Here is a 22322-nt window from a genome sequence, read left to right on the forward strand (position 1 = left end):
CTCTGCGGTCATCCCTCTCAGGAGGAGTTCTTCGTCGCGCTCCAGCCGCCGTCGACGACGAGGGTGGTGCCGGTGATGTAGGACGCCTCGTCCGACAGCAGGAAGGCGATCGCCGCGGCGACCTCCGCGGGCTCGCCGAACCGCTTGGCGATCGTGGCCTCCACGCTCAGCCTCCGGTCCTCCTCCGCCACACGGTCCCACGCGGGGGACATGATCGGCCCGGGCAGCACGGTGTTGACGCGCACCCCGGGACCGTAATCCACCGCGAGCTGGCGGCCGAGCCCCACCAGCGCCGCCTTCGTCGCCGCGTACGCCGGATGGCCGGGCAGACCGACGAGGGCGTGCACCGACGAGACGAGGACGACCGCCCCCGACGTCGCATCCAGATCCTCGTGTAGCGTGCGAAAGGCCAGGTAGGAGGCGGTGAGGTTCACGTCCAGCTGGCGCTTCCACGATGCCGCGCCCAGGTCGTGCACGGGTCTCACGTCCACGACGTAGGCGTTGCTGACGAGGTGCCGCACCGGGCCGTACTCCCGGTGGGCGACGCGACGGAGTTCCCCCCACGCGCTCTCGTCGCTGACGTCCATGCGCACGAATCTTGCCGTGCCGCCCGCCTCGACGACAGCTGCGGCGACGTCCTCCCCGGCCGGGGAGATGTCGCACAGCAGGACGGGCGTGCCGGTCGCGCCGAGACGCCTGGCGGTTGCCGCGCCGATGCCGGACGCGGCGCCGGTCACGACCGCGCAGCATCCGGCCTCCGTGGAAGGTCCGGGGAGGTTCACGCCGCCACTCTACGATAAGTGTTTTTTTATGACAATTTATTGACAGGCACGTTACGACCGCCTCATCATCTGGAGCGTGGCGCAGCGCGCCCTACCCGGTGGCGTCGCCAACCGAAGACAGACTCATGGGAGGCCATTCGTGGCATCAGTTCGACTCACGGCGGTGCGTTGCATCGCCCTGCTGGCCGTCGGCGCCGTGCTCGCCGCCTGCGGTCAGTCCGCCGGGTCCGGCGGCGCCTCGGGCGGGAAGGAGCAGCTGCGCGTCGGGGTGATCTACCTGGACTCGCAGGGCTTCTACGCCGGCGTGAAGAAGGGAATCGAGACCGCCGCCGCCCAGGACTCGCAGCTCAAGCTGCTGGGCAACAACGCGCAGGGCGACGCGGCCAAGGAGTCCTCGTTCATGTCGACCCTGGTCGCCTCCAACGTGGACGCGATCATCACCTCGGCCGTCTCCGCCACGGCGTCCACCCCGGCGATCGCGGCGGCGAGCAAGGCCGGCATCCCGGTCGTCTGCTACAACACCTGCATCAACGACGCGGACGCCAAGAAGTACGTGTGGGGCTACGTCCTGTCCGACCCGTACGTCTTCGGCAAGAAGCTGGGTGAGCAGGCCGGGAAGTACTTCACCTCGCAGAAGCTCGACAAGCCGAAGATCGCCATCCTGAACTGCGACTTCGTCGAGGTCTGCAAGGAGCGCAAGCGCGGCTTCAAGGACGGCCTGGCCGAGTCCGTGCCGGGCGCCCAGTACGTCGCCGACCAGGAGGGCGCGGTCGTCGACAAGGCCACCCCGGTCGCCGAGAACATCATCACCGCCAACCCCGAGCTCGACGCGTTCTACGCCGTGGCGGGCGGTGGCACCCTGGCCGGCGTCAAGGCCGTCACCACGCGCTCCCGCGTCGGCAAGACCGTCGTCTTCGGCAGCGACATGACCGTCGACATCGCCAAGGCCCTGGTCGACGGCAGCATCCTCAAGGCCGAGATCGACGTCCCCGCGCAGACCGTGGGCAAGCTCGCGTACGAGGCCGCCCGCAAGGCGTCGGGCGGCGCCAAGAACGACTCGTTCGTCATCCCGGTGGACCCGATCCTCTACACCGCCGACGACAAGGCCACGAACGAGAAGTGGCTGACCGAGCACGCCGACGGGATCCCGTAAACCGTCCCCCGTATGGAAGGCGCAGTCACTCGTCCCACCGAAGGCTCCCCAGGAAGGCTCCCATGTCGAACACCGACGTCGTCGCGGAGGTGCGTGCGGGCACCAAGCGCTACCCCGGCGTCACCGCTCTCAGCGACGTCGACTTCGCGGTGCGGCGCGGCGAGGTCCGCGCGCTGCTGGGCAAGAACGGCGCCGGCAAGTCCACCCTGATCAAGGTCCTGTCCGGCGCCGAGCACCTCGACTCGGGCGAGGCGCTCGTACGCGGCAAACCGCTGGCGGGCCTCGGCACGCGGGACGTCGCCGCCCTGGGGGTCGCGACCGTCTACCAGGAGCTGAGCCTGGTGCCGGAGATGACGGTCGCGGAGAACCTGTTCCTGGGGGCCTGGCCGCGCTCGCGCGGCGCGCTCGACCTGCGCAGGATGCGCGCCGAGGCGAAGGAGGCGATGGCGCGCATCGGCGTGGACATCGACGTCGACAGCCCGGTCGGCTCGCTCGGCTCCGCCGGTCAGCAGCTCGTGGAGATCGCCCGCGCCGTCGCGCAGCGGCCCACCCTGCTCATCCTCGACGAGCCGACCAGTTCCCTGGCCGCCGCCGAGGTCCGGCAGGTGATCGACGTCGTGAGGACCGTCGCGGAGCAGGGCGTGGCGGTCATCTACGTCAGCCATCGCATGGACGAGATCCGGCAGGTGGCCGACACCGCCACGGTCGTCCGCGACGGCAGGATCGTGGAGACGCTGCCGGTGCGCACGGCCTCGACGCACGAGATCGTCGCGATGATGCTCGGCACGGCGCCCGAGGCCGTGGCGGCCCGGACCCGCCGCCCCAGCGCCGAGCCGCCGGTGCTGTCGGCGCGCGGCCTGGTCAGCGACCGGCTGAACGGCCTCGACATCGACGTGCGGCCCGGCGAGATCCTGGGCATCGCCGGGGTGCTCGGCTCGGGCCGCACCGAGACGCTGCGCGCCCTGGTGGGGCTCGACCGCCCGGCCTCCGGCGAGATCCGCCTGCGCGGCGAGGCCGTACGGCCCGGCGCGTTCGCCGCGATGCTCGCCAGAGGGCTCGGCATGACGCCGGAGAACCGGCGGCGCGAGGGGATCGTGCCGCTGATGGGCGTCGACGAGAACATCGTCATCAGCGACCTGCGCAGGGTGAGCAGGTCGGGCGTGCTGGACCGCCGCGCGATACGGCAGGCCGCCCGGGCGCTCATCGACCGCCTGGCGATCAAGACGGCCCGTCCGGGGACGCCGATCGGCACGCTCAGCGGCGGAAACCAGCAGAAGGCCGTGCTCGCCCGATGGCTGCACGCGGGAAGCGACGTGCTGCTGCTCGACGAGCCCACCCGCGGCGTGGACGTGGAGGCCAAGCGCCAGATCTACGACCAGATGCGCCTGCTGGCCGACGACGGGCGCGCCGTGGTCTTCGTGTCCAGCGAGGTGGAGGAGCTGGCCGACGTCTGCGACCGGATCGTCGTCCTGCGCGGCGGGCGCGCCGTGGCCGAGCTGAGCGGCGACGAGATCGAGCTCAACAGGGTCATGGCCCTGGCGATTGCCGAGGAGTGAGGGAGAACATGAGCACGACCACGCCCACTGGCCCGCCCGTGGCCAAGGCGGACGCCCGGGGCGGGCGGCTGGGACGCAACACGCAACGGCTGAACGAGATCGGGCTCATCGGGGCCATCGTGGTGCTGTTCGTGGTGCTCTCCGCCACGGCGCCGGGCTTCCTGTCCGTGACGAACCAGCTGGCCATCCTGCGCGACGCGGCGACGATCGGCGTCGTGGCGTGGGCGATGACCCTCGTCATCGTGGCCGGCGAGATCGACATCAGCATCGGCCCGGCCGTGGCGTTCTCCTCGGTCCTGCTGGCCAAGGCCAGCGGGGAGTGGCACATCCCGTTCGCCCTCGCCGTGCTGGTCTGTCTCGCGGTGGGCCTGCTGCTCGGGGCCGGGGCCGGCTTCCTGCGCGCCCGCTGGGGCATCCCGTCGTTCGTGGCCACGCTCGGCCTGTGGAGCGCCCTGCGCGGGCTGGCGCAGTACATGACCGACGGCCTGCCGGTCCCGCTGGAGGCCAACGGGTTCCTCGACGTGCTGGCCGGGAGCGTCCTGGGCATCCCGACCCCGGCCATCATCATGGCGATCCTGTTCGTCGTGTTCCTCTTCGTGGCCAACCGCACGGCGTACGGCCGCTCGGTCTTCGCGGTCGGCGGCAACGCCGAGGCCGCCCGCCTCGCGGGGATCAACGTCTCCCGGATCCGGGTGATCCTGTTCGCCACGACCGGCCTGCTCGCCGCGGTCAGCGGCCTGCTGCTGGCGGCGCGCCTCGGGTCCGGCAACGGCGGCGCGTCGGTGGGCCTGGAGTTCGACGTGATCGCCGCGGTCGTGATCGGCGGCACCTCCCTCGCGGGCGGCAAGGGCTCCCTGCTCGGCACCCTGCTGGGCGTCGCCTTCATCACCGTCATCGGCAACGGCCTCGTGCTGCTCGGGGTCAACGCCTTCTTCCAGGACGTGGTCCGCGGCGTCATCATCGTCGGCGCCGTGCTGATCAACGTGTTGCTCTCCAAGCGGAACGGAGCCCGCAGCTCATGACCACCATGAAAGGCGTCTTCCTGCCCGGCGACTTCACCGCCGTGCTCCGCGACGTCGAGGTGCCCACGCCCGGTCCCGGCCAGTTGCTCGTACGCGTGGGCGCGTCCGGCATCTGCGGCAGCGACCTGTCCTACATCTACCGGGGGCACAAGACCCACGTCGGCCAGGAGGGCCCGGCGTACAAGGGGGTCGTGGCCGGGCACGAGCCCAGCGGGCAGGTCGTGGAGACCGGCCCGGGCTGCCGGCGGTTCGGCGTCGGCGACCGCGTGATCGTCTACCACATCTCCGGCTGCGGGCGCTGCTCCAACTGCCGTCGCGGGCACATGATCAGCTGCTCCGACCCCGAGCGCAGGTCGGCGTACGGCTGGCAGCGCGACGGCGGGCACGCCGAGTACATCCTGGTCGAGGAGAGCACGGCCGTGCCGCTGCCGGACGAGCTGTCCTACGTGGACGGCGCCCTGATCGCCTGCGGGTTCGGCACGGCGTACGAGGGCCTGCTGCGCACCGGGGTCGGCGGGCGCGACGACCTGCTCGTGGTCGGCCTCGGACCGGTCGGACTGGCCGCCGCCATGATCGCCCGCGGTCTCGGCGCGACCCGGGTGCTCGGCGTGGAGCGGTCGGCGGAGCGCGCCGCGCACGCCCGGTCTCTCGGCCTGTTCGACGAGGTCCTGACCGCCGCCGACGGGGTCGCCGAGGCCCTGGACGAGGCGACCGGGGGACGCGGCTGCTCGGTGACGATGGACTGCTCGGGCTCGGCCGCGGGCCGGAGCGTCGCGATCCGGGGCGCGGCCGAGTGGGGCCGCGTCTCCCTGGTGGGCGAGGGCGGCCGGCTGGAGACGGAGGTCTCCGACCTGCTGCTGCACCGCCAGCTCACCCTGTACGCCTCCTGGGTCACCTCGCTGCAGGCGATGGAGGAGCTGGCCTTCCGCCTGGTGCGGTGGGGCGCCAGCCCGCAGCGGCTGGTGACCGACGTGCTGCCGCTGGAGCAGGCCGACGAGGCATACCGGCTGGCCGACTCGGGGCGCACCGGCAAGGTCTGCCTGGTCCCCTCTCTCGACCGATGACGAGCTCGGAACCCGTGGTCCGGCTCGCCGCGCCCTGGGGGGAGGCGGCGGTCCTGCCGGGACGCGGCGGGCGGATCATCTCGCTGCGCGCAGCGGGCCGGGAGTGGCTGTGGCGCAACCCCGAGCTGCTCGACGCGTCGCTCGCGATCACCCCCGCCGCGCGGCGGCTGCCCGCCCCGACCGGATTCGCGAGCTGGGCGAACTGGGGCGGGGACAAGACCTGGCCTGCCCCGCAGGGGTGGTCGTCGGCGCAGGAGTGGGCGGGGCCGCCCGACCCGGTGCTCGACGCCGGCGCCTACACCGTGCTGGAGCGGGACGACCTGCGCTTGCGGATGCGCAGCGGCGACGACCCGCGCACCGGGCTGGCCGTCACCCGTACGGTCACGATGTCGGCCGCCGAGGCCGTCCTAGTGGTCGACAGCGAGCTGGAGAACGTCACCGATCATCCCGTGCGGTGGGCCGCCTGGACGGTGAGCCAGTTCGAGACCGAGTCGTTCCGCGGGCACGACGATCCCCGATGCGGGGTGTGGGTCGGGCTGACCGACCGGCACCTGGCGCCGGTGACGCTGTTCGCGCCCGACGGCGCACCGGTCCTGGAGCGGGTCTCCCTCTCGGCGGGCCGGGTGCCGGTGCGCGACGTCGTCGGCAAGATCGGCATCGGCGGCACGGCCGGATGGCTCGCCGTGACGGCCCCCGGCGGGGCGACGCTGACGCAGCGGTTCGACGTGCGGCCGGGCGCGCCCTACCCGGACGAGGGCTCCGAGATCGCGATCTGGATGCAGTACCCCAAGGAGGAGGAGCTCGCGGGGCTGGAGGGCCTGCGTCCCACCGCCCGGCTGGTCGAGGCCGAGACCATGTCGCCCCTGACCTCGCTCGCCCCCGGCGAGGTGCTGCGCCACCGCGTCACGTGGTCCGTGACGGACGTGCCGCCGCCCGTCGCCGGGGAGTGAGCGGGGGAGTGATCCGGACCGGATAACGTCGGGGCCATGCGGCTTCATGTGGGATGCGCGATGTGGACGCACGCGCCGTGGCAGGGGCGCCTCCTGCCGCACCCGCTTCCTCCGGGGGAGCGGCTGCGCGCCTACGCGACCTGGTGCGACGCCGTCGAGGGCAACACGACGTTCTACGCGACGCCCTCGCGGAGCACGGTGGAGTCCTGGGCGCGGCAGACCGATCCCGGCTTCCGCTTCGTGGTCAAGCTGCCCAGGCCGATCACCCATGAGCGCCGCCTGACCGGGGCCGACGACGACCTGCGGGCCTTCCTCGACGCGATCGAGCCGCTCGGCCCGCGCGCCCACGCGCTGTGGATCCAGCTTCCCGGCTCGTTCGGCCCGGCGGACGTGGGCGCGCTCGCGGCCTTCCTGGGCCGCCTTCCCCGCGACCACCGCTACGCCGTCGAGGTCCGTCACCGCGCGTTCTTCGAGGACCCCCGGGCCACGGGGCTCCTGGAGCGGGTGCTGACCGGGGCCGGTGCCGAGTGGGTGCCGTTCGACACGACCGTGCTGTTCCGCAGCCCGCCGACCAGCGACGCCGAACGGGACGCCTGGTCGAAGAAGCCGCGTGTGCCGCTGCGGACCGCCGCGCTCACCGACCGCCCGATCGTCCGCTACATCGGCCGCGACGATCCCGAGCGTACGGCCGAGGGCTGGCGGCACTGGGTGGACGCGGTCGCCGGATGGCTGCGCGAGGGCCGCTCGCCGACGGTGTTCGTCCACACCCCGGACAACGCCGACGCGCTGACGCTCGCCCGGCGGTTCCACGACGACGTACGCGCCGAGGTGCCCGGCGTCGAACCGCTGCCCGAGCCCATGTCCGTGGAGGCGCCGGACGAGCCGCTCACCCTGTTCTGATCACCGTTTGACGGCGCGCAGCACGACGAACTTGGGGTCGCTCGCGACGACCTCGCAGTTGCCGAAGAGCCGGCGCAGCTTCACGTGGTAGCCGAGGTGGCGGTTGCCCACCACCCACAGCTCGCCGCCCCGCCGCAGCGCGGCACGCGAGCCGTTGAACATGCGCCAGGCGGTCGCGTCGGTCCTGCCCCGATGGGTGTGGAACGGCGGGTTGTTCAGCACCAGGTCCGCGGTGCCCGGCGGGAAGCCCGAAAGGCCGTCGGCCGCCACGAACCTGGCGACGGTCTCCGCTCCGGTGCCGGCCGCGGTGTTCGCCCGGAAGGTGGCCTCCGCCGAGGCCAGCGCCTGGTAGGACTCGTCGATGAACGTCACCTCGGCCTCGCCGTTGGACAGCGCCGCGGCGAGCCCGACCACCCCGTTGCCGCAGCCGAGGTCGACCACATGCTCGGGCCCCGTACGCGCGGGCAGGCTGCCCAGCAGGAGACGGGTGCCGGCGTCGAGACGCTCGGCGGAGAAGACGCCGGCGTGGTCGACGACGGTCAGCCCGGAGACCACCCCGGCGTCGGCGGGCAACGTGTGGCTCCGCGGCCACGGATCGGCCCCTCGCGGCAGCGCGGGGTCGGGCGAGCAGAAGATGAGCCGCGCCTTCCTGACCGCCAGCGAGGTCCGCGTCGGCCCGAGGACCCGCTCGAACAGCTTCAGCGTCGAGGTGTGGATCTCGGTGACCATCCCCGCGCCGACGACCACCGTGCCCTCGTGCACGTGGGGGGCGAGGCGGTGCAACTGGTCCTCCAGGAGGGCCAGGCTCTTGGGCACCCGCACCAGCAGCACGTCGATCCGGTCCGGCGGCGCGTCCCTGGTCGTGCGCAGCTGTACGGCGTCCGCGTCGAGGCCGTTGCGCTCCAGGTTGGCGCGGGTGGCCTGCTGCCCGAGGAAGGAGTCGCTGATCTGCACGGGACGGTGGACGGGGCGCTGCGCGGCCAGTGCTGTGGCCCGTGCGGTGGCCAGTGCTGTGGACAATGCGCCCCACCGGTCGCCCAGCACGACCAGGCTGCCCGACAGGTCCACCGGCCCGCCCTCGCGCTCGTCGAGGTGCCGCAGCAGGTATTCGTCGGCCGCGTCCCACGCGCGGAGCGGGTCGCGGGGGTCCTCGGGGAAGCGGGCGAGGTCGAGGTCACCCCGCGCCGTCGTCATACGGTCCATCGCCGCTCAGGCTAGTGGGCCCTCCGCCCGGGTCCGTGCAATGAGTCCCCCATCAGCCGCGAGTGACGTCCGAGGACAGGCGTGACAACGGTGGGGTGTGTCCCGAAGCCGGCTGACGCGCCGGCGGTGATCGCAGGCTGTCCGCCCGCGATCGCTCAGGTGGTGCTGTCCGAAGTCGTTCCGGCTTTCGTGTGGAGGATCTCGCGGGCCTGGTCCGCGGCGCGGACGATGCTCTCGGAGACGAAGGCGACGAAGCGGGAGATGTTCTCCAGACGGGCGGCGGCCGCGGTTCCGGGGCCGAGGACGCCGACGCCCTGTCGTGCGACCTCGCCGAGGTGGGCGGTGGCACGGGCGCTGGCCATCATCGACTGGTACAAGACGTCGTCGTCGACGACGTAGCGCTCGCGGCGGCGTTCGTCGCGTTCCCGGCGGATCAGGCCCTGGCTCTCCAGGAACGTGGTCGCCTTGGAGACGGACGCCGGGCTGACCTGCAGGCGTCCGGCGAGTTGGGAGGCGCTGAGGCTGCCGGCGTCGGTGGTGTAGAGGCCGGCCAGCACCCGTGCCGTCATCTTGGGCAGGCCCGATTGCATGAAGACCGTGGCCAACACCTCCTCGTACTCGCGCACCGCCTCGGCATCGCGTCCGTGGGCCTGGGAGGGGGCGCCGGGGTTCCGGGGCGCGGTCTTCCTGCGGCGGTGGGTGCGGTGTTCAGTGGCGCGGTGGGCCAGGTCGGCGCGGTAGGCGGTGGGGCCGCCGTTGCGCATCACCTCACGCGTGATCGTCGAAGTGGGGCGGTCGAGGCCTCTGGCGATCTCCGCGTAGGCGAGGCCGTCGGCCAGTCCCAGCGCGATCTGCTGGCGGTCCTGCTGGGTGAGCCTGCCTCCCGGCATCGCGATCTCCTTCGTGGTCCTGTGGCCTGTGCAGCATAGCGTTCACTTTCTATCGGTTGCAACGAGCAGCTGAAGCGATGTTGCGTTGAATGTAGAACCAGTGCAACGATTGTATCGGTATGACCTGCAGTTATAGTGTTGAAACGCAAGAGAAAAGTTGTGCAATCTAGAAATGCAACGTAGCGTTTCCAGTGTTCGAAACAACGAGTCACCGGAGAGCACGATGCAGAAGTTCAACACCCCCGCCCCGATCTCCGTCGTCCTCGACGTCGCCGCCGGGCGCGTCCAGTTCATCGCGGCCGAGCGGGCCGACACCGTGGTCGAGGTCCTGCCCGCCGACGGCTCGAAGGGCCGCGACGTGAAGGCGGCGGAGCGGGCCACGGTCGAATACGCCGGCGGTGTCCTGCGGATCGAGGCCCGGGAGACGAAGAGCCAGATCCTCGGCCCCTCCGGATCCGTCGAGGTGACGGTGCGGCTGCCCGCCGGCTCTCAGGTCGAGGCGAAGGCGGCCGCCGCCGGATTCCGGGCGGTCGGACGGCTCGGCGACGTCGCCTTGGAGGGCGCGTACGGCTCGATCAAGCTCGACGAGGCCGCGACCGTTCGCCTCACCACCGCCGCCGGTGACATTTCCATCGGCCGGCTCAACGGTCCCGCGGAGATCAGCACCGGCAAGGGCGACATCCGCATCGCCGAGGCCGTGCGCGGCACGGTTGTGCTGCGTACCGAGTCCGGCGAGGTGTCGGTCGGCGCAGCCGCCGGAGTCTCGGCCTCCCTGGACGCCGGCACCTCCTACGGCCGGATCCGCAACGCGCTCAACAACACCGAAGGCGCCGCCGCCCAGCTCGACATCCACGCGACCACCGCCCACGGCGACATCGTCGCCCGCAGCCTCTGACCCGCGGCCTCCGTCTCCATCCGTTCACGCGACCTCATCACCGACCTGAAGGAGCCCCACCATGTCCGTCACTCTCACCGGCCACGCCCGCCCGGAGCTGCAGAAGATCATCGAGGAGATGGTCGATTCCGGTTTCGTCGGGGTGACGCTGCGGGTGCACGACGAGCACGGCGAGTGGACCGGCAGCGCCGGGCTGCGCGAGCTGGGCCGCATCGAAGAGCCGCCGATCGACGGGCACATCCGGATCGGCAGCAACACCAAGACCTTCACCGCCACCGTGGTGCTGCAACTGGTGGCTGAGGGCAAGATCGGGCTGGACACCGCTGTGGACGACTACCTGCCCGAGTTCGGGCTGGACCGGCGGATCACGGTGCGGATGCTGCTGCAGCACACCAGCGGAGTGTTCAACTTCACCGGCGAGTACTTCGAGGACGGCACGTTCGTCCCGGGGATCACCGCCACCACCGCGGGTAAGGAATGGGTGGACAACCGGTTCCACACCTATCAGCCGGAGGAACTGGTCCGGCTGTCGTTGTCGAAGCCGGCGCGCTTCGAGCCGGGCACCGACTGGAGCTACGCCAACACCAACTACGTGCTGGCCAGGCTGCTGATCGAGAAGGTCACCGGCCGCTCGGTCGCCGAGGAGATGCAGCGGCTGATCCTGGGGCCGCTCAACCTGACCGGCACCATCCAGCCGACCAGCGAGACCGGCATCCCCGAGCCGCACGCCCACGCCTACTACCGATATGAGGAGGACGGCCAGACCCGGACGGTCGACGTCACCCGGCAGAACCCCTCCTGGATCTCCTCCGGCGGCGACATGATCTCCACCACCCGCGACCTGCACACGTTCATCTCCGCACTGGTAGGCGGCACGCTGCTGCCGGCCGAGCTGCTGGCCGAGATGTGCACGCCCGAGGCGAAGGCCGGCTACGGCCTGGGGGTGTTCGTGCAGGAGGTGCCTGGCGGCGGCACCGTCATCATGCACAACGGCGGCATGGCGGGTCACGCGGCGCTGATGTACAGCACGCCCGACGGCAGCACGACCCTGACCGCCGCGCTGAACTACGTCGACGACGCCGCGATGTCCATGGGAGTGGCGTTCCAGCAGGCGACGCAGCGCCTCGTCGCCGAGGTGTTCGGCGGTGAGCAGGCCGGGTCGGCCCGGCAGACGGGCTGAGCATCCGGGGTGGAGGGCCGGGCGGCGGGCTCAGGAACGCCGCCGGGCCGTCCAGAGCCACATCACCGCCAGGACGGCGATCGCGACGCAGCCTCCGACGGCCATGCCGGCGAGGAAGCCCGGACCTTCGCCGTCCGACCGCCCCCACAGAACCTCGGGCGCGATCACGGCGAGCAGGGTCACGGCCAGCACGACGTAGAACCGGCGGCTGAAGAAGACGCTGCGACCGGGGGCCGCGGGCGGGGAGTCGAGCTGCGCGGCCGGTCCCACGCTGGCGGCCCTGGGCCGCTTGAAGTATCGCCAGTACATCCAGGTGCCGCACGGCTCCCAGCCCTCGGGCGCCAGCCGCGCGGCCGGCGCGGAACCGGCGATCGACGGTTCCCTGCGATACTCCCACCGCTGCGGCCGTTCCGGGTCGCGGTGGCTCACGAACCTGCCGAGATGGTCGACCCGGTCGATCTCCCAGCCCTGGTCGCCCAGCCGGGCCAGCATCTGGCGGTCGGTGAAGATGTCGGCGGTCCACCGCCACTCGGTGGCGTCCGTCGCGTCGGTTTCGGGCGCCCGCGCCGCCAGCAACTGCCCGGCGAACTCGCCGACGGGCCCGAACTCCTCCTCCGGGTCGCCGCCGGTCTCGGCGACGTACGACGCCAGATCGGCGACGGTGGCCTCGGCCTGCACCACGGGCACGCCGCCCGCGCGCAGCAGGGCGGCCAGCTCGTCGAGGTAGGCGCTCACTACAGCCCTCCCGAGGACAGCACCGTGCGGACGGACTCGTCGAACGCCAGCCACAGGCGGCCCTGCTCGGCCAGCGTCTGCCGGCCCTGCTCGGTCAGCCGGTAGTAGCGCCGGCCGGGCCCGCGCTCGGTCACCCGGAACTCGGCGGACACCAGGCCCGCCTCCTCCAGGCGGTTGAGCACGGGATAGAGCGTGCCGCCGCGGATCTGCCCGAGCCCAGAGCCGGCGAGCATCTTGGCGATCTCGTAGCCGTAGTTCTCGCCCTCCGTCAGGCTGGCAAGCACCAGCAGGTCGAGGACGCCCTTGAGCCAGCTCGCGCGGCGGTCGGTCGCCATGTGCTTCATCCTCGCACGGTAGGACCACTACCTAGACCGCGTGACCGACCGTCTTCGGGGCGGGCTGCGGCGTGCACACGAGGCCGCGGATGTCCATCAGGGCGTGCATCAGGATCGGCAGCAGGAGGCTGCCGGTGGCGAGGTAGAGGGCGGTGAGCGCGCAACCGGCGAGAGCCACCGCGAGCATGCTCTTCCATCCCTGGTAGAGGTGGCCCGCGGTGAAGACCGCCAGGGCCAGGGCGGCGGCCGCGGTGGTGCTCAGGCCCAGGGCTCCGACGCCGAGCGCGATGAGCAGGCCACGGTAGACGATCTCCTCGCAGAAGCCGGCGGTCACCGACATCGCGAGGGCGTGCCACCGCTCGGCGGTCGTGCGCGGCAGCAGCTCCCGCACAGCCGCCTGACCGGGCACCGTCCTGCCGGACCTCGCCAGTTGGCGCGCCATCACGATGCTGATCACGAGCGCCCCCGACATGCCGGCGACCGCCGGGGCGACCTCGCCGAAGTGGCTCGGCATGGTGAAGCCCAGGTCCGCGAGGCGGACCCCGGGAGACAGCACGAGGATCACCGCCGTGACGGCGACCCAGACCCACTCCTCGGCGATCCACAGCCGGTACGCCCGCACCAGCGCCCTGGGCTCGTGGTCCCGGCGTCGTGCCAGCCGGTCGTACTGACGCCTGCCCAGCCAGGGGGAGACGAAGGCCAGATAGGCCGTCAACGCGACCGCCAGGAGCAGGCCCGGGGTCGAGAAGCTCGCGGAGCTGGTCATAAATCGCCGTCCTTTCTAGCCGTGTTGGCGATTTAGACCATAAAGCGAGCTAGTTAGGAATGCAATCTAGTCTGGAGGAGGGGTGCGAATCGCGATGATCCGAGCCCGCCTTGTCAGATCCGCCGGATCGCGGCGACATCGAGCTCCAGCACCACCTTCTTGCCGACCAGGCCCGCGGCGGCGATCGAGGCGACGCCCCAGTCCTTGCGGTTGATCGTGGCGCCGCCCGTGAAACGAAGCCGGACACCGCCCTGCGGGTCGTGCTCGGCGCCGATCCGATCGAGGGTCACGGTGATCGGCCTGGTCACGCCGCGGATGGTCAGGTCACCGGTGAGTTCGAAGGTGGTCGCGCCGATCTGCCGTGCCGCGGTCGAGACGAAGGTGATGGCCGGGTGGCCGGCCAGGTTCAGGAACCTGCCGCGCAGCATCTCGTCGCGTTGCGGGTTGTGGGTCTGGATGCTGCCGGCCTGGATCGTGAGCTCGACGTTCGACTTGGACGGGTCGTCGCCGTCCAGGTGAGCGCGGCCCTCGAACTCCTCGAACCGCCCGCGCACCTTGGGGCCGATCGTGTGCCGGGCGACGAAGCCGATCCGGGTGCGGGCGATGTCGAGGGTGTAGTCGCCGGTCAGAGCCGCGGTTGTCACGCTGGTCGCTCCTGGGAAAAGGGGAAGGCGGTGACCGTTCGCCTGCCGCCTCTCCGGTGATGACGTGTGTCCAGCATCGAGGCAGGTCAGCGGCGGAACAATGTACGATTCGCGGGGCGATCCATAACAGCGGGGTTATCAGTGGAGCTGCGCGACATCGAGATCTTCCTCACGCTGGCGGAGGAGTTGCACTTCGGCCGCACGGCGGAACGGCTTCGCGTGTCCCAGGCCCGCGTCAGCCAGGCCATCAGCAAGCAAGAACGCCGCCTCGGCGTGGCCCTGTTCGATCGCACCAGCCGGCGGGTGGCCCTGACCCCTGTGGGCCGGCGCCTCCGGGAAGACCTCCAGCAGGCCCTCGACCTGATCAAGGCGGGACTCGCCCGCGCCGAGGCGGCCGGTCTGCGCGCCGGTCAGACCTTGCGCCTGGGCGTGTTCGGTCATGCCGGACACGAACTACGCCCCCTCGTCGACGCGTTCCGCACCCGCTACCCGGGCGGCGACGTCCAGTTCGGCGAGATCTACGGCAGCGACCCGTTCACCGCCCTGCGCACCGGAGAGCACGACATGAACGTGCTGTGGTTGCCCATCGCAGAACCGGACCTCACGGTCGGCCCGACCGTGCTCACCGGGGGCCGCGTGCTGGCCGTGTCGGCGGACCATCCGCTCGCCGAGCGCGGCACCGCGTCCCTGGAGGACCTCGCCGACAACCACGTCGTCGACCTCGGCCCCGGCGCCCCCGAGTATTGGGTCGAGTCCATGGTCCCCACGCGTACACCGCTCGGCCGCCGTATCCCGCGCGGGCCCGCGGCGCGGACCTTCCACGAGATCCTGTCCCTGGTGGCCGCCGGACATTGCGTCCACCCGCTGGGCGAGATCGCCGCCCGCTACAACAGACCGCCCGGAGTCGTGTTCCTGCCCATCCATGACGCCCCCACCCTTCACTGGGCCCTGACGTGGCGCTCCACCGCCGACAGCCCCGCGATCCGCGTGCTGGCGGAGACCGCCGCCGACCTCGGCCCCATCTCGCTGTGAGGGCGCGGGTGAGAAAGGGGTTCGGAGACGATCAACGGCTGTGCTAGCGTTCGCGGCATGATGCGCGCCTGCCTGACGACGACGCCGGAGACCGTCCCGGCGCGCTGACACGTACTTTCATCGAAGCCCCGGGGCGAGCGCCCCGGGGCTTCGTCGTCCGGTCGCTCGCCCCGCTCGAAACCAGACGCGAGGAGACCGCGATGCACGACCACCGCAAGCTGGGCCGCGAGCTCGGCCTGTTCGACACCGACCCGCTGATCGGCTCCGGGCTGCCCTACTGGCTGCCCGACGGAGCCGTGATCCGGCACACCCTGGAGGAGTACATCCGCGACGCCGAGCGGCGGGAGGGCTACCGGCACGTGTACTCCCCCGTGCTCGGCAAACGGGAGCTGTACGAGATCTCCGGGCACTGGTCGCACTACAGCGACGACATGTTCCCGCCCATGGACCTCGGGGGAGAGCAGGTCGTGCTGCGGCCGAGCCTGTGCCCCCACCACGCGCTGATCTACCGTTCGCGCTCGCACAGCTATCGTGAGCTGCCGCTGCGCGTCGCCGAGCTGGGCGGCATGTACCGCTCCGAGCTGTCGGGCGTGCTCGGCGGGCTCACCCGCGTACGGGCGATCCAGCTCAACGACGCGCACATCTTCTGCACCCTCGACCAGGTCGCCGCCGAGGCGGCCGGGGCCCTGGAGATGATCAGGCGCGCGTACGCCGCGCTCGGCATCCGCCCCGTCCGCTACCGGCTCTCCCTGCCCGGGGCCGGCGGCAAGTACGTCGCCGCCCCCGAGATGTGGCGGCGGGCGACCGCCATGCTGACCGACGTCCTCGACCGCTCCGGCCTGGCCTACGAGGCGGTGGAGGGCGAGGCGGCGTTCTACGGCCCGAAGATCGACGTGCAGATCGCCGACGGCGCCGGGCGGGAGGCCACCCTGTCCACCGTGCAGGTCGACTTCCACCAGCCCGAGCAGTTCGATCTGCACTACATCGGCCCGGACGGCGGCAGGCACCGGCCGGTCATGGTCCACCGCAGCATCATCGGCAGCGTCGAGCGGGCCGTGGCGCACCTCATCGAGGTGTACGGCGGCGCCTTCCCCGCGTGGCTCGCCCCCACCCAGGTGGTGGTCCTGCCGGTGACCGAGGCCGAACTGCCGCGGGCCGAGGCGCTCGTACGGCGCTGCGCCGAGCTGGGCCTGCGGGCGGAGGTCTCCAGGCCCGAGCACGGCAGCCTGGGCGCCCGCGTCCGGGCGGCGCGGCTGGCGCCCTACCAGGCGGTGATCGGCGCGAAGGAGGCCGCAGGCGACGAGGTCGCGCTGCGCCTGCGCGACGGCCGCGCCCTGGACGCGATGCCCGCCGCCGAGGCGCTGGATCGCATCGGCGGTCTCGTCGCGGCCCGTGCCGCCGCCCTGTGGGAGCCGGCCGTCCAGCGGGCCTGACCGCGCGCCGACGACGCTGACGGCACCGGCGCCGAGGGGTCACCGCCGGCGGCCTCAGCCGCCGGTGAGCCGGGCGAACAGGCGTGCGGCCTCGGGCTGCTTCCACTCGATCCGGTTCGGATCCTTCTCGTAGGGCCGCCACGGCACGGTCAGGGCCGTGACCCGGGTGCCGGCCCGTTGCACGTCCGCCGCCAGCATGACCAGGGCGTCCAGGTCCAGCGCCGGATCCGTGGTGACCGACGTCGCGGCCACGCGGACGAGGGCGGCCAGGGCGGCGAGGTTGTCGGTACGCGAGACCTTCTTCAGCATCGCCTGCATCAGGGCCACGTTCCGCTTGATGCGGGCGATGTCGGAGCCGTCGCCCACGTAGCGCAGGCGCGCGTACGCCACGGCGGTCTCGCCGTCGATCACCGAGCGGCCGGCCGGCAGCCTGAGCTTCGACTTGGGGTCGTCCACGGCGCGGGGGAGGGTGACCGCGACGCCGCCGAGCGCGTCGACCAGCTTCGCCAGCCCGTCGTAGCGGATGGCCACGGCGTGGTCGACGCGCACGCCCGTGGCGGACTCGACCGTCTTCCGCGCGCAGGCCAGGCCGCCGATCGCGTATGCCTGGTTGATCATGTCCGTATGCGCGGTGACGGTCCGGCCGTCGGCCGACCGGCACTGCGGGATCTGGACCATGGAGTCGCGGGGCAGGCTGACGGCCGTCGCCTGCTTCCGGTCGGCGGACAGCCGCAGGAGGATCATGAGATCGCTCCGCTCACTCGACCCTGGGTCGTCCCAGGATGGGCGCCGGTCGGAGCCGAGGAGCAGCACGGTCAGGGCCTGGCCCTGCTTGGGCAGGCGGTCCCCGATGGGCGGCGTCAGGAGGTGCAAGCCGGTGCTCTCGCGCAGCAGCACGGTCGGCACCACGACCAGCGCGGCGGTGACCACGGCGACCGCCGCCAGCGCGATCCAGCCCGCCGGGCGTCCACCGGTGAACCACGTCAGGCGCCGGCGGCGTCCGCCCGCCACCTCGTCGAGCAGGCGCCTCCGCTGGCGCGCGAGGCCGGCCGGGGGCTCATGTTCGAGGTCGCGGCCGAGGTCGCGGAGCATCGTGAGGTCGTCCATGGCTACTCCTCGTCCCGCAGCGGATTGGTGTGGCCGAGCGACTCGCGCACCTTGCGACGGGCTCGGTTCAGACGCGAGCGCACGGTGCCCACGGGGATGCCGAGGGCCTGCGCCACCTCGTCGTACGACAGGTCGGCCCACGCGATGAGCAGCAGGACGTCGCGGTCGCCCTTCGACAGGCGCGCCAGCGCGGCGGCCAGCAGCGGGCGGACGGTCGACGCGCTCACGCCGTCCTCGACGCGCTCGGCCGGGGACTCCGCGACGTCGTCCAGCGGGCTGCGGGTGAGCGCCCGATAGCGGGCGGCCTCGTCGCGGTGGTGCCGGGAGACGAGCTTGCTGACGATGCCGAACAGCCAGGGACGGGCGTCGGGGCGGGTCAGGTCGTAGAGGTCCCGGCGCCGGAACGCGACCAGGAACGTCTCGCCCACCAGGTCCTCGGCGACCTCAGGACCGAGGCGGCGGGACGCGTAGCGGTAGAGCATCGACGCGTAGCGGTCGAACAGCGCCGCGAACGCCTCGGGCCGCGCCCTGGACTCGGCGATCAGGTCCGAGTCCAGGCGTGGGGTGGCAAGGGGGATCATCAACGACACCATGGCATCGAGCCGGCCTAACCCTTCGATGGGAACTGACAGCCATGTCTCGCCACTCGCCGCGCTTCGGGTTCACGGTGTATGGACCAGACACTACTCGTCGACGTATAGTCGCTTACGAGTATCAGGATGGAGTGAGATCATGGCCGGACGGCGGAAGGTGAGCAACCTTCTGGGCCTGGCCGTGCTCGCGACCGTCATCGAGCGGCCGATGCACCCGTATGAGATGGCCAGGCTGATCCGCGACCGCGGCAAGGACCGCGACATGAGCGTCAAGTGGGGCTCGTTCTACACCGTCGTCCGGAACCTGGAGAAACACGGATTCATCGCCGTGGAGGGGATCGCACGGGAGGGGGCGCACCCCGAGCGCACGATCTACCACATCACGGACGCCGGGCGGGCGGAACTGGCCGACTGGGTGCGCGACCTGGTCGCGACCCCGGAACGCGAGCAGTCAGGCTTCCAGGCGGGTCTTTCCGTGAGCGGGGTGCTTCCGCCGGAGGAGCTGGCCGGACTGCTGCTGCGGCGGCTGGCCCTGCTGGAGGAGGACATCGCCGCGCAGCGGGAGATGCTCGACGTGTCATGCCGGGAGGGAGTGCCTCGGCTGTTCCTCATCGAGGCGGAGTATGACCTTGCCGTCCGTGAGGCCGAGGCGTCCTGGGTGCGCGCCTTCGCGGAGGAGCTGACCACCGGCTCGTTCCCCGGCCTGCCGATGTGGCGGGCCTGGCACGAGTCCGGGCAGATGCCGCCCGAGGTGGCCGAACTCGCGGAAAGGGGCCTCACAACGGACTGAACTCGTCAGGACGGACCCCGGCCGAGGTGCGGGAACACCCGGCCGGAGTCCGTGACCCTCGAACCGAGACCCGCGGGCGGAATCCGGTCGGAAGGTGGCAACCGCAAGGATAGCCGGGCTTCCTCCACGGGCCGGTTCGGACACGCATGATCCGGAACCGGAGGAGACCATGGAGAAGATCTCGCAGAAGCAGGCGCCCGGCATGGAGGGCGCGATGGCCCGGTGGTACGCGCGGCAGCGCGCCTCGGCGCCCCAGATCGCCGCCGTACGGCGGTACGCGGCGCAGGTCACCGCCGGCCTGCCCGCAGGAGCGGCCGTCCTGGAGGTGGCCCCGGGGCCCGGTTATCTGGCCGTCGAGATGGCCCGGCTGGGCTGTGCGATGAGCGCGATCGATCTCAGCCGTACGTTCGTGGAGATCACCGCGGAGAACGCCGCCCGGGCGGGGGTGCGCGTCGACGTGCGGCAGGGCGACGCCGCCGACCTCCCCTATCCCGGCGGCTCGTTCGACCTGATCGTCTGTCAGGCCGCGTTCAAGAACTTCGGACGGCCCGTCCGCGTGCTGGACGAGATGCACCGGGTGCTGCGGCACGGCGGCACGGCGATCATCAACGACATGAGCCGGGAGGCGTCCAGGACCGCCATCGACAAGGAGGTCGCAGGGATGGGGCTCACCCCGCTGAACTCCCTGATGACCAAGGTGCCGCTGCTGGCGCTGCGCCGCCGCGCCTACTCCCGGTACGTGTTCGCCCGCCTCGCCGCCGAGAGCGCGTTCGGAACCTGTGAGATCCGTACGGAGGGGATCAGCATCGAGGTGCGGCTGACCAAGCGGGCCCGGTAGGCGTCCGCGGGTCCGGGGCCGCGGCGTCCAGGCGCCGCGCCTCGGCCGGCGGGTGGCGGTCAGTGCGACCGGCCGTCAGCGCGTCGCGGCCGGCACGCCCGCGGGCTCGTCGTCGGCGACCCGCAGCCCGCGCACGCCGGGGGCGAGCAGCGCGGCCAGCGTGACCAGGATGATGACCGCCCCGCAGGCGACCAGCGCCGGCCGCGGCCCCACCCCGATGGCCACCGGCCCGGCCAGCAGCAGGCCGAGCGGCCCGAACATCAGGGACCCGAGCGCGTCGTAGGAGCTCACGCGTGACAGCGACTCGGCCGGGATCTCGCGCTGCATGGTGGTCTGCCACAGCACGCCGAAGATGTCGAAGCACACCCCCATCACGAACGCCCCGCCCACGACGGTCCACAGCGGTGCGCTCAGGCCGAGCAGCACGTACGGCGCGGCGGTGGGCAGCGTGAGGAGCGTGGCGAACAGGATGGGCCGCCGGGGCCGCAGGCGCAGCGTGACGACCACCCCCACGATCATGCCGACGGCCTCGCCCGCGAGGACGGCCGACCAGGCGGGTGCCCCGCCCAGCGACTGCTTGGCGACCAGCGGCCCGAGCACGCCGTGAGCGGCCTGCAGTGCCATGACCAGGACCGAGAACTGGGCGACGACCACCCACAGCCACTGCCGCGACACGAACTCGCGCCAGCCGTCCCGCAGCTCGGCCAGCACCGAGTGCCCGCCGCCGGCCGCGCGCTCGGCGGGAGTGAGGCGCAGCAGCGCGATCAGCACGGCGGCCACGGCGAACATCGCGCCGCTGGCCGTCAGCGCCCACCCGCCCCCCAGCAGGACCACGGCCGCGCCGCTCAGCACGAGGCCGGTGACGCGGGCGATGTTCTGTCCCAGTCCCAGCAGCGCGTTCGCGGTCTGCAACCGGTCGGCGGGCACCACGTCCGGGATGATTCCGGTGAGGGCGGGGAACAGGACCGCGGAGGCGATGCCGCTCACCGCGCTCGCGGTCACGAGGGCGGGCAGCGGCGTCCAGCCGGTGAGCATCATCGCGGCCAGGCAGAAGTACGCCGCCGCGTTGAGCGACTCCCCCACCATCATGACGCGGTGGCGCGGCAGCCGGTCGGCGATCACCCCGCCGACGAGCATGAACAGCACCATCGGCAGCGCCTCGGCGGTGAGCACGGCGGACAGCGTCGTGGCGGTCGCGCCCGGGAGGCCGAGCACGCCGAAGGCGAGGGCCACCGGCGCGAAGGCGGTGCCGAGTACGGAGATCGTCCGGGCCGCCAGCAGCAGGGCGAACCGCCGATCCCTGAGCAGGCCGAGATCACGGCGGAGGCCAGGCATGAGAACAACTCCGGAGGACGCGGAACAGAGAAGACGCGGAACAGAGAAGAAGGAGGGCGACACATCATCGTCCCCTCCCCGCCCGTGTCCGTCACCTCATTTATGGCGGGTGCGGGGCATCGGCCGGATCCCGGGACCGGCCGGGAGACGGGCGGAGACCGCCGTGTGCGTCCGCGACCAGCGCGTCCGGAGCCGCCGGCTCCGGTCAGGCGCCGGAATAGCGGAGGCATCTGCCGCCGAGCCAGGCGCGGTAGTCCGCGGTGTGGCTGGTCATCACGCTGTTGGGAGCCTGGTCGAGCACGGCCTGCCACTGCGGTTCGTTGAGCTGCCAGGGCGGCGGCGGCTCGTCCCACGTGACGCCGTCGGTCCACTTCGCCGCCGAACCTCGCAGGTGTTCCGGCAGCCGGTCGGCGAGCTCCGCCTTGATCCACTTGTCGCGGGAGTAGACGAGGATCGGCTGCGCGTCCTGCCGCTCGACGATGGGATCGATGATCTCCCGCCAGGCCGCCGCGCCGTACGCGGGATCGGCGAGGACGGGCGCGGCGGCCTTCTTGATCTCCAGCAGCGCGAGCAGCCCCAGGGCGCCGACGTGGTCGAGCCACTCCCGCAGGGTCGGCACGCGCTCACCCGCGTACGGCCCGCGGGCGACGCGGCGGTCGCGCAGGTCGCCGGGCCCGTCGGCCCACCCGATCGCGCGGATCTCCTGCCGGGGCCCGGTCAGCCCGTTGGTCGTCCTGTTGTGCCACATGACGGCCTTGGTGCCCTCCCGGGTGAGCTGGACGTCGGCCTCGACGCCGTCGGCGCCCCACGAAGCCTGGTCGTCGACCGCCCGCAGCACGTTGGGCTGGCGGATCACGTCCTTGGCCTTGGCGCCGGCGCTCTTCGGGTAGCCGCCGTGGCCGATCACCAGCGGACACGGCGGCGGCTCCGCCGCGTGCGCGGATGCGGGCGTGGGTGCGGGCGTGGGTGCGGAAGCGGCGGCCGCCGCGACCACGAGGGCCAGCGCGGCTCTCACCGCTGCCCTGGTCATCGCTCGTCCTCCCTGCTCGCTCCGTGCCCGCCCCCTGCTCGCTCCCTGCCCGCCGTGCGGCCGACCAGCCATTGTGCGCGCCGCCGGGG

General features: G+C 72.0%; 23 protein-coding genes. 12 read left to right on the forward strand and 11 right to left on the reverse strand.

Features of this window, described 5'->3' with window-relative positions:
• Positions 1–17: 17 nt before the first annotated feature.
• Complete coding sequence (locus BXA11_RS21385) at positions 18–782, reverse strand: SDR family NAD(P)-dependent oxidoreductase (protein ID WP_076437134.1); 765 nt, start codon at positions 780–782, stop codon at positions 18–20.
• Between the two features lie 139 nt (positions 783–921).
• Between BXA11_RS21385 and BXA11_RS21390 the strand changes: the two genes are divergently transcribed.
• The 6 genes from BXA11_RS21390 (at position 922) to BXA11_RS21415 (ending at position 7427) form a co-directional block, all read left to right on the forward strand.
• On the forward strand, positions 922–1935 hold the full coding sequence (locus BXA11_RS21390) for a substrate-binding domain-containing protein (RefSeq protein ID WP_197042946.1): 1014 nt from the start codon (positions 922–924) through the stop codon (positions 1933–1935).
• 62 nt (positions 1936–1997) lie between these two features.
• The gene (locus BXA11_RS21395; RefSeq protein WP_076437136.1) at positions 1998–3491 is read left to right on the forward strand and encodes a sugar ABC transporter ATP-binding protein; all 1494 of its coding nucleotides are present in this window, start codon (positions 1998–2000) and stop codon (positions 3489–3491) included.
• Between the two features lie 8 nt (positions 3492–3499).
• Positions 3500–4513, forward strand: a complete 1014-nt coding sequence (locus BXA11_RS21400) for an ABC transporter permease (RefSeq protein ID WP_076437138.1) — start codon at positions 3500–3502, stop codon at positions 4511–4513.
• Positions 4510–5577 carry a zinc-dependent alcohol dehydrogenase family protein gene (locus BXA11_RS21405; RefSeq protein ID WP_076437140.1) on the forward strand — a complete coding sequence of 356 codons (1068 nt, stop codon included), beginning with the start codon at positions 4510–4512 and terminating at the stop codon, positions 5575–5577. The genes BXA11_RS21400 and BXA11_RS21405 overlap by 4 nt, the downstream gene beginning before the upstream one ends.
• Entirely contained in the window at positions 5574–6527 is a 954-nt protein-coding gene (locus BXA11_RS21410; RefSeq protein WP_083744449.1) for a DUF4380 domain-containing protein, read from the forward strand. Before BXA11_RS21405 ends, BXA11_RS21410 begins: the two co-directional genes overlap by 4 nt.
• A 36-nt stretch (positions 6528–6563) precedes the next feature.
• Positions 6564–7427 carry a DUF72 domain-containing protein gene (locus BXA11_RS21415; RefSeq protein WP_076437145.1) on the forward strand — a complete coding sequence of 288 codons (864 nt, stop codon included), beginning with the start codon at positions 6564–6566 and terminating at the stop codon, positions 7425–7427.
• On the opposite strand, the gene BXA11_RS21420 is transcribed toward BXA11_RS21415, so the two are convergent.
• Both BXA11_RS21420 and BXA11_RS21425 read right to left on the reverse strand, forming a co-directional pair.
• Positions 7428–8630 carry a methyltransferase gene (locus BXA11_RS21420; RefSeq protein ID WP_204053757.1) on the reverse strand — a complete coding sequence of 401 codons (1203 nt, stop codon included), beginning with the start codon at positions 8628–8630 and terminating at the stop codon, positions 7428–7430.
• Positions 8631–8785: 155 nt separating this feature from the next.
• Positions 8786–9520 (reverse strand): helix-turn-helix domain-containing protein, encoded by a 735-nt coding sequence (locus tag BXA11_RS21425; protein ID WP_076437150.1) that lies wholly within the window; start codon positions 9518–9520, stop codon positions 8786–8788.
• 223 nt (positions 9521–9743) lie between these two features.
• Between BXA11_RS21425 and BXA11_RS21430 the strand changes: the two genes are divergently transcribed.
• Positions 9744–10415 (forward strand): DUF4097 family beta strand repeat-containing protein, encoded by a 672-nt coding sequence (locus BXA11_RS21430; RefSeq protein WP_076437152.1) that lies wholly within the window; start codon positions 9744–9746, stop codon positions 10413–10415.
• Positions 10416–10476: 61 nt separating this feature from the next.
• Entirely contained in the window at positions 10477–11595 is a 1119-nt protein-coding gene (locus BXA11_RS21435; protein ID WP_076437155.1) for a serine hydrolase domain-containing protein, read from the forward strand.
• Between the two features lie 30 nt (positions 11596–11625).
• On the opposite strand, the gene BXA11_RS21440 is transcribed toward BXA11_RS21435, so the two are convergent.
• The 4 genes from BXA11_RS21440 to BXA11_RS21455 form a co-directional block, all read right to left on the reverse strand.
• The gene (locus BXA11_RS21440; protein WP_076437158.1) at positions 11626–12330 is read right to left on the reverse strand and encodes a hypothetical protein; all 705 of its coding nucleotides are present in this window, start codon (positions 12328–12330) and stop codon (positions 11626–11628) included.
• Positions 12330–12665 (reverse strand): PadR family transcriptional regulator, encoded by a 336-nt coding sequence (locus BXA11_RS21445; protein WP_030512118.1) that lies wholly within the window; start codon positions 12663–12665, stop codon positions 12330–12332. The genes BXA11_RS21440 and BXA11_RS21445 overlap by 1 nt, the downstream gene beginning before the upstream one ends.
• Positions 12666–12696: 31 nt before the next feature.
• Positions 12697–13431 (reverse strand): CPBP family intramembrane glutamic endopeptidase, encoded by a 735-nt coding sequence (locus BXA11_RS21450; RefSeq protein ID WP_076437160.1) that lies wholly within the window; start codon positions 13429–13431, stop codon positions 12697–12699.
• A gap of 113 nt (positions 13432–13544) precedes the next feature.
• Positions 13545–14075, reverse strand: a complete 531-nt coding sequence (locus BXA11_RS21455; RefSeq protein ID WP_076437163.1) for a YceI family protein — start codon at positions 14073–14075, stop codon at positions 13545–13547.
• A gap of 141 nt (positions 14076–14216) precedes the next feature.
• Between BXA11_RS21455 and BXA11_RS21460 the strand changes: the two genes are divergently transcribed.
• Positions 14217–15107: a LysR family transcriptional regulator gene (locus tag BXA11_RS21460; protein WP_076437165.1), complete on the forward strand. Its 891-nt coding sequence runs from the start codon at positions 14217–14219 to the stop codon at positions 15105–15107.
• Between the two features lie 119 nt (positions 15108–15226).
• A complete protein-coding gene (gene thrS / locus BXA11_RS21465) occupies positions 15227–16540 on the forward strand; it encodes a threonine--tRNA ligase (protein ID WP_275409720.1) in 1314 nt (437 codons plus the stop codon).
• Between the two features lie 54 nt (positions 16541–16594).
• Here the strand turns inward: thrS and BXA11_RS21470 are convergent, their stop codons facing one another.
• Both BXA11_RS21470 and BXA11_RS21475 read right to left on the reverse strand, forming a co-directional pair.
• The gene (locus BXA11_RS21470) at positions 16595–17647 is read right to left on the reverse strand and encodes an LCP family protein (protein ID WP_076437169.1); all 1053 of its coding nucleotides are present in this window, start codon (positions 17645–17647) and stop codon (positions 16595–16597) included.
• A gap of 2 nt (positions 17648–17649) precedes the next feature.
• Positions 17650–18228 (reverse strand): RNA polymerase sigma factor, encoded by a 579-nt coding sequence (locus BXA11_RS21475; protein WP_239105077.1) that lies wholly within the window; start codon positions 18226–18228, stop codon positions 17650–17652.
• A gap of 151 nt (positions 18229–18379) precedes the next feature.
• Between BXA11_RS21475 and BXA11_RS21480 the strand changes: the two genes are divergently transcribed.
• On the forward strand, positions 18380–19030 hold the full coding sequence (locus BXA11_RS21480; RefSeq protein ID WP_076437173.1) for a PadR family transcriptional regulator: 651 nt from the start codon (positions 18380–18382) through the stop codon (positions 19028–19030).
• Between the two features lie 169 nt (positions 19031–19199).
• Positions 19200–19868 (forward strand): class I SAM-dependent methyltransferase, encoded by a 669-nt coding sequence (locus BXA11_RS21485; protein ID WP_076437175.1) that lies wholly within the window; start codon positions 19200–19202, stop codon positions 19866–19868.
• 75 nt (positions 19869–19943) lie between these two features.
• Here BXA11_RS21485 and BXA11_RS21490 read toward each other — a convergent pair whose 3' ends face one another.
• Positions 19944–21203 (reverse strand): MFS transporter, encoded by a 1260-nt coding sequence (locus BXA11_RS21490; RefSeq protein WP_076437178.1) that lies wholly within the window; start codon positions 21201–21203, stop codon positions 19944–19946.
• A 205-nt stretch (positions 21204–21408) separates the two neighbouring features.
• Positions 21409–22233 (reverse strand): glycerophosphodiester phosphodiesterase, encoded by an 825-nt coding sequence (locus BXA11_RS21495; RefSeq protein ID WP_076437180.1) that lies wholly within the window; start codon positions 22231–22233, stop codon positions 21409–21411.
• Between the last annotated feature and the right edge of the window lie 89 nt (positions 22234–22322).

Source organism: Microbispora rosea (assembly GCF_900156315.1).
GTDB lineage: Bacteria > Actinomycetota > Actinomycetes > Streptosporangiales > Streptosporangiaceae > Microbispora > Microbispora rosea.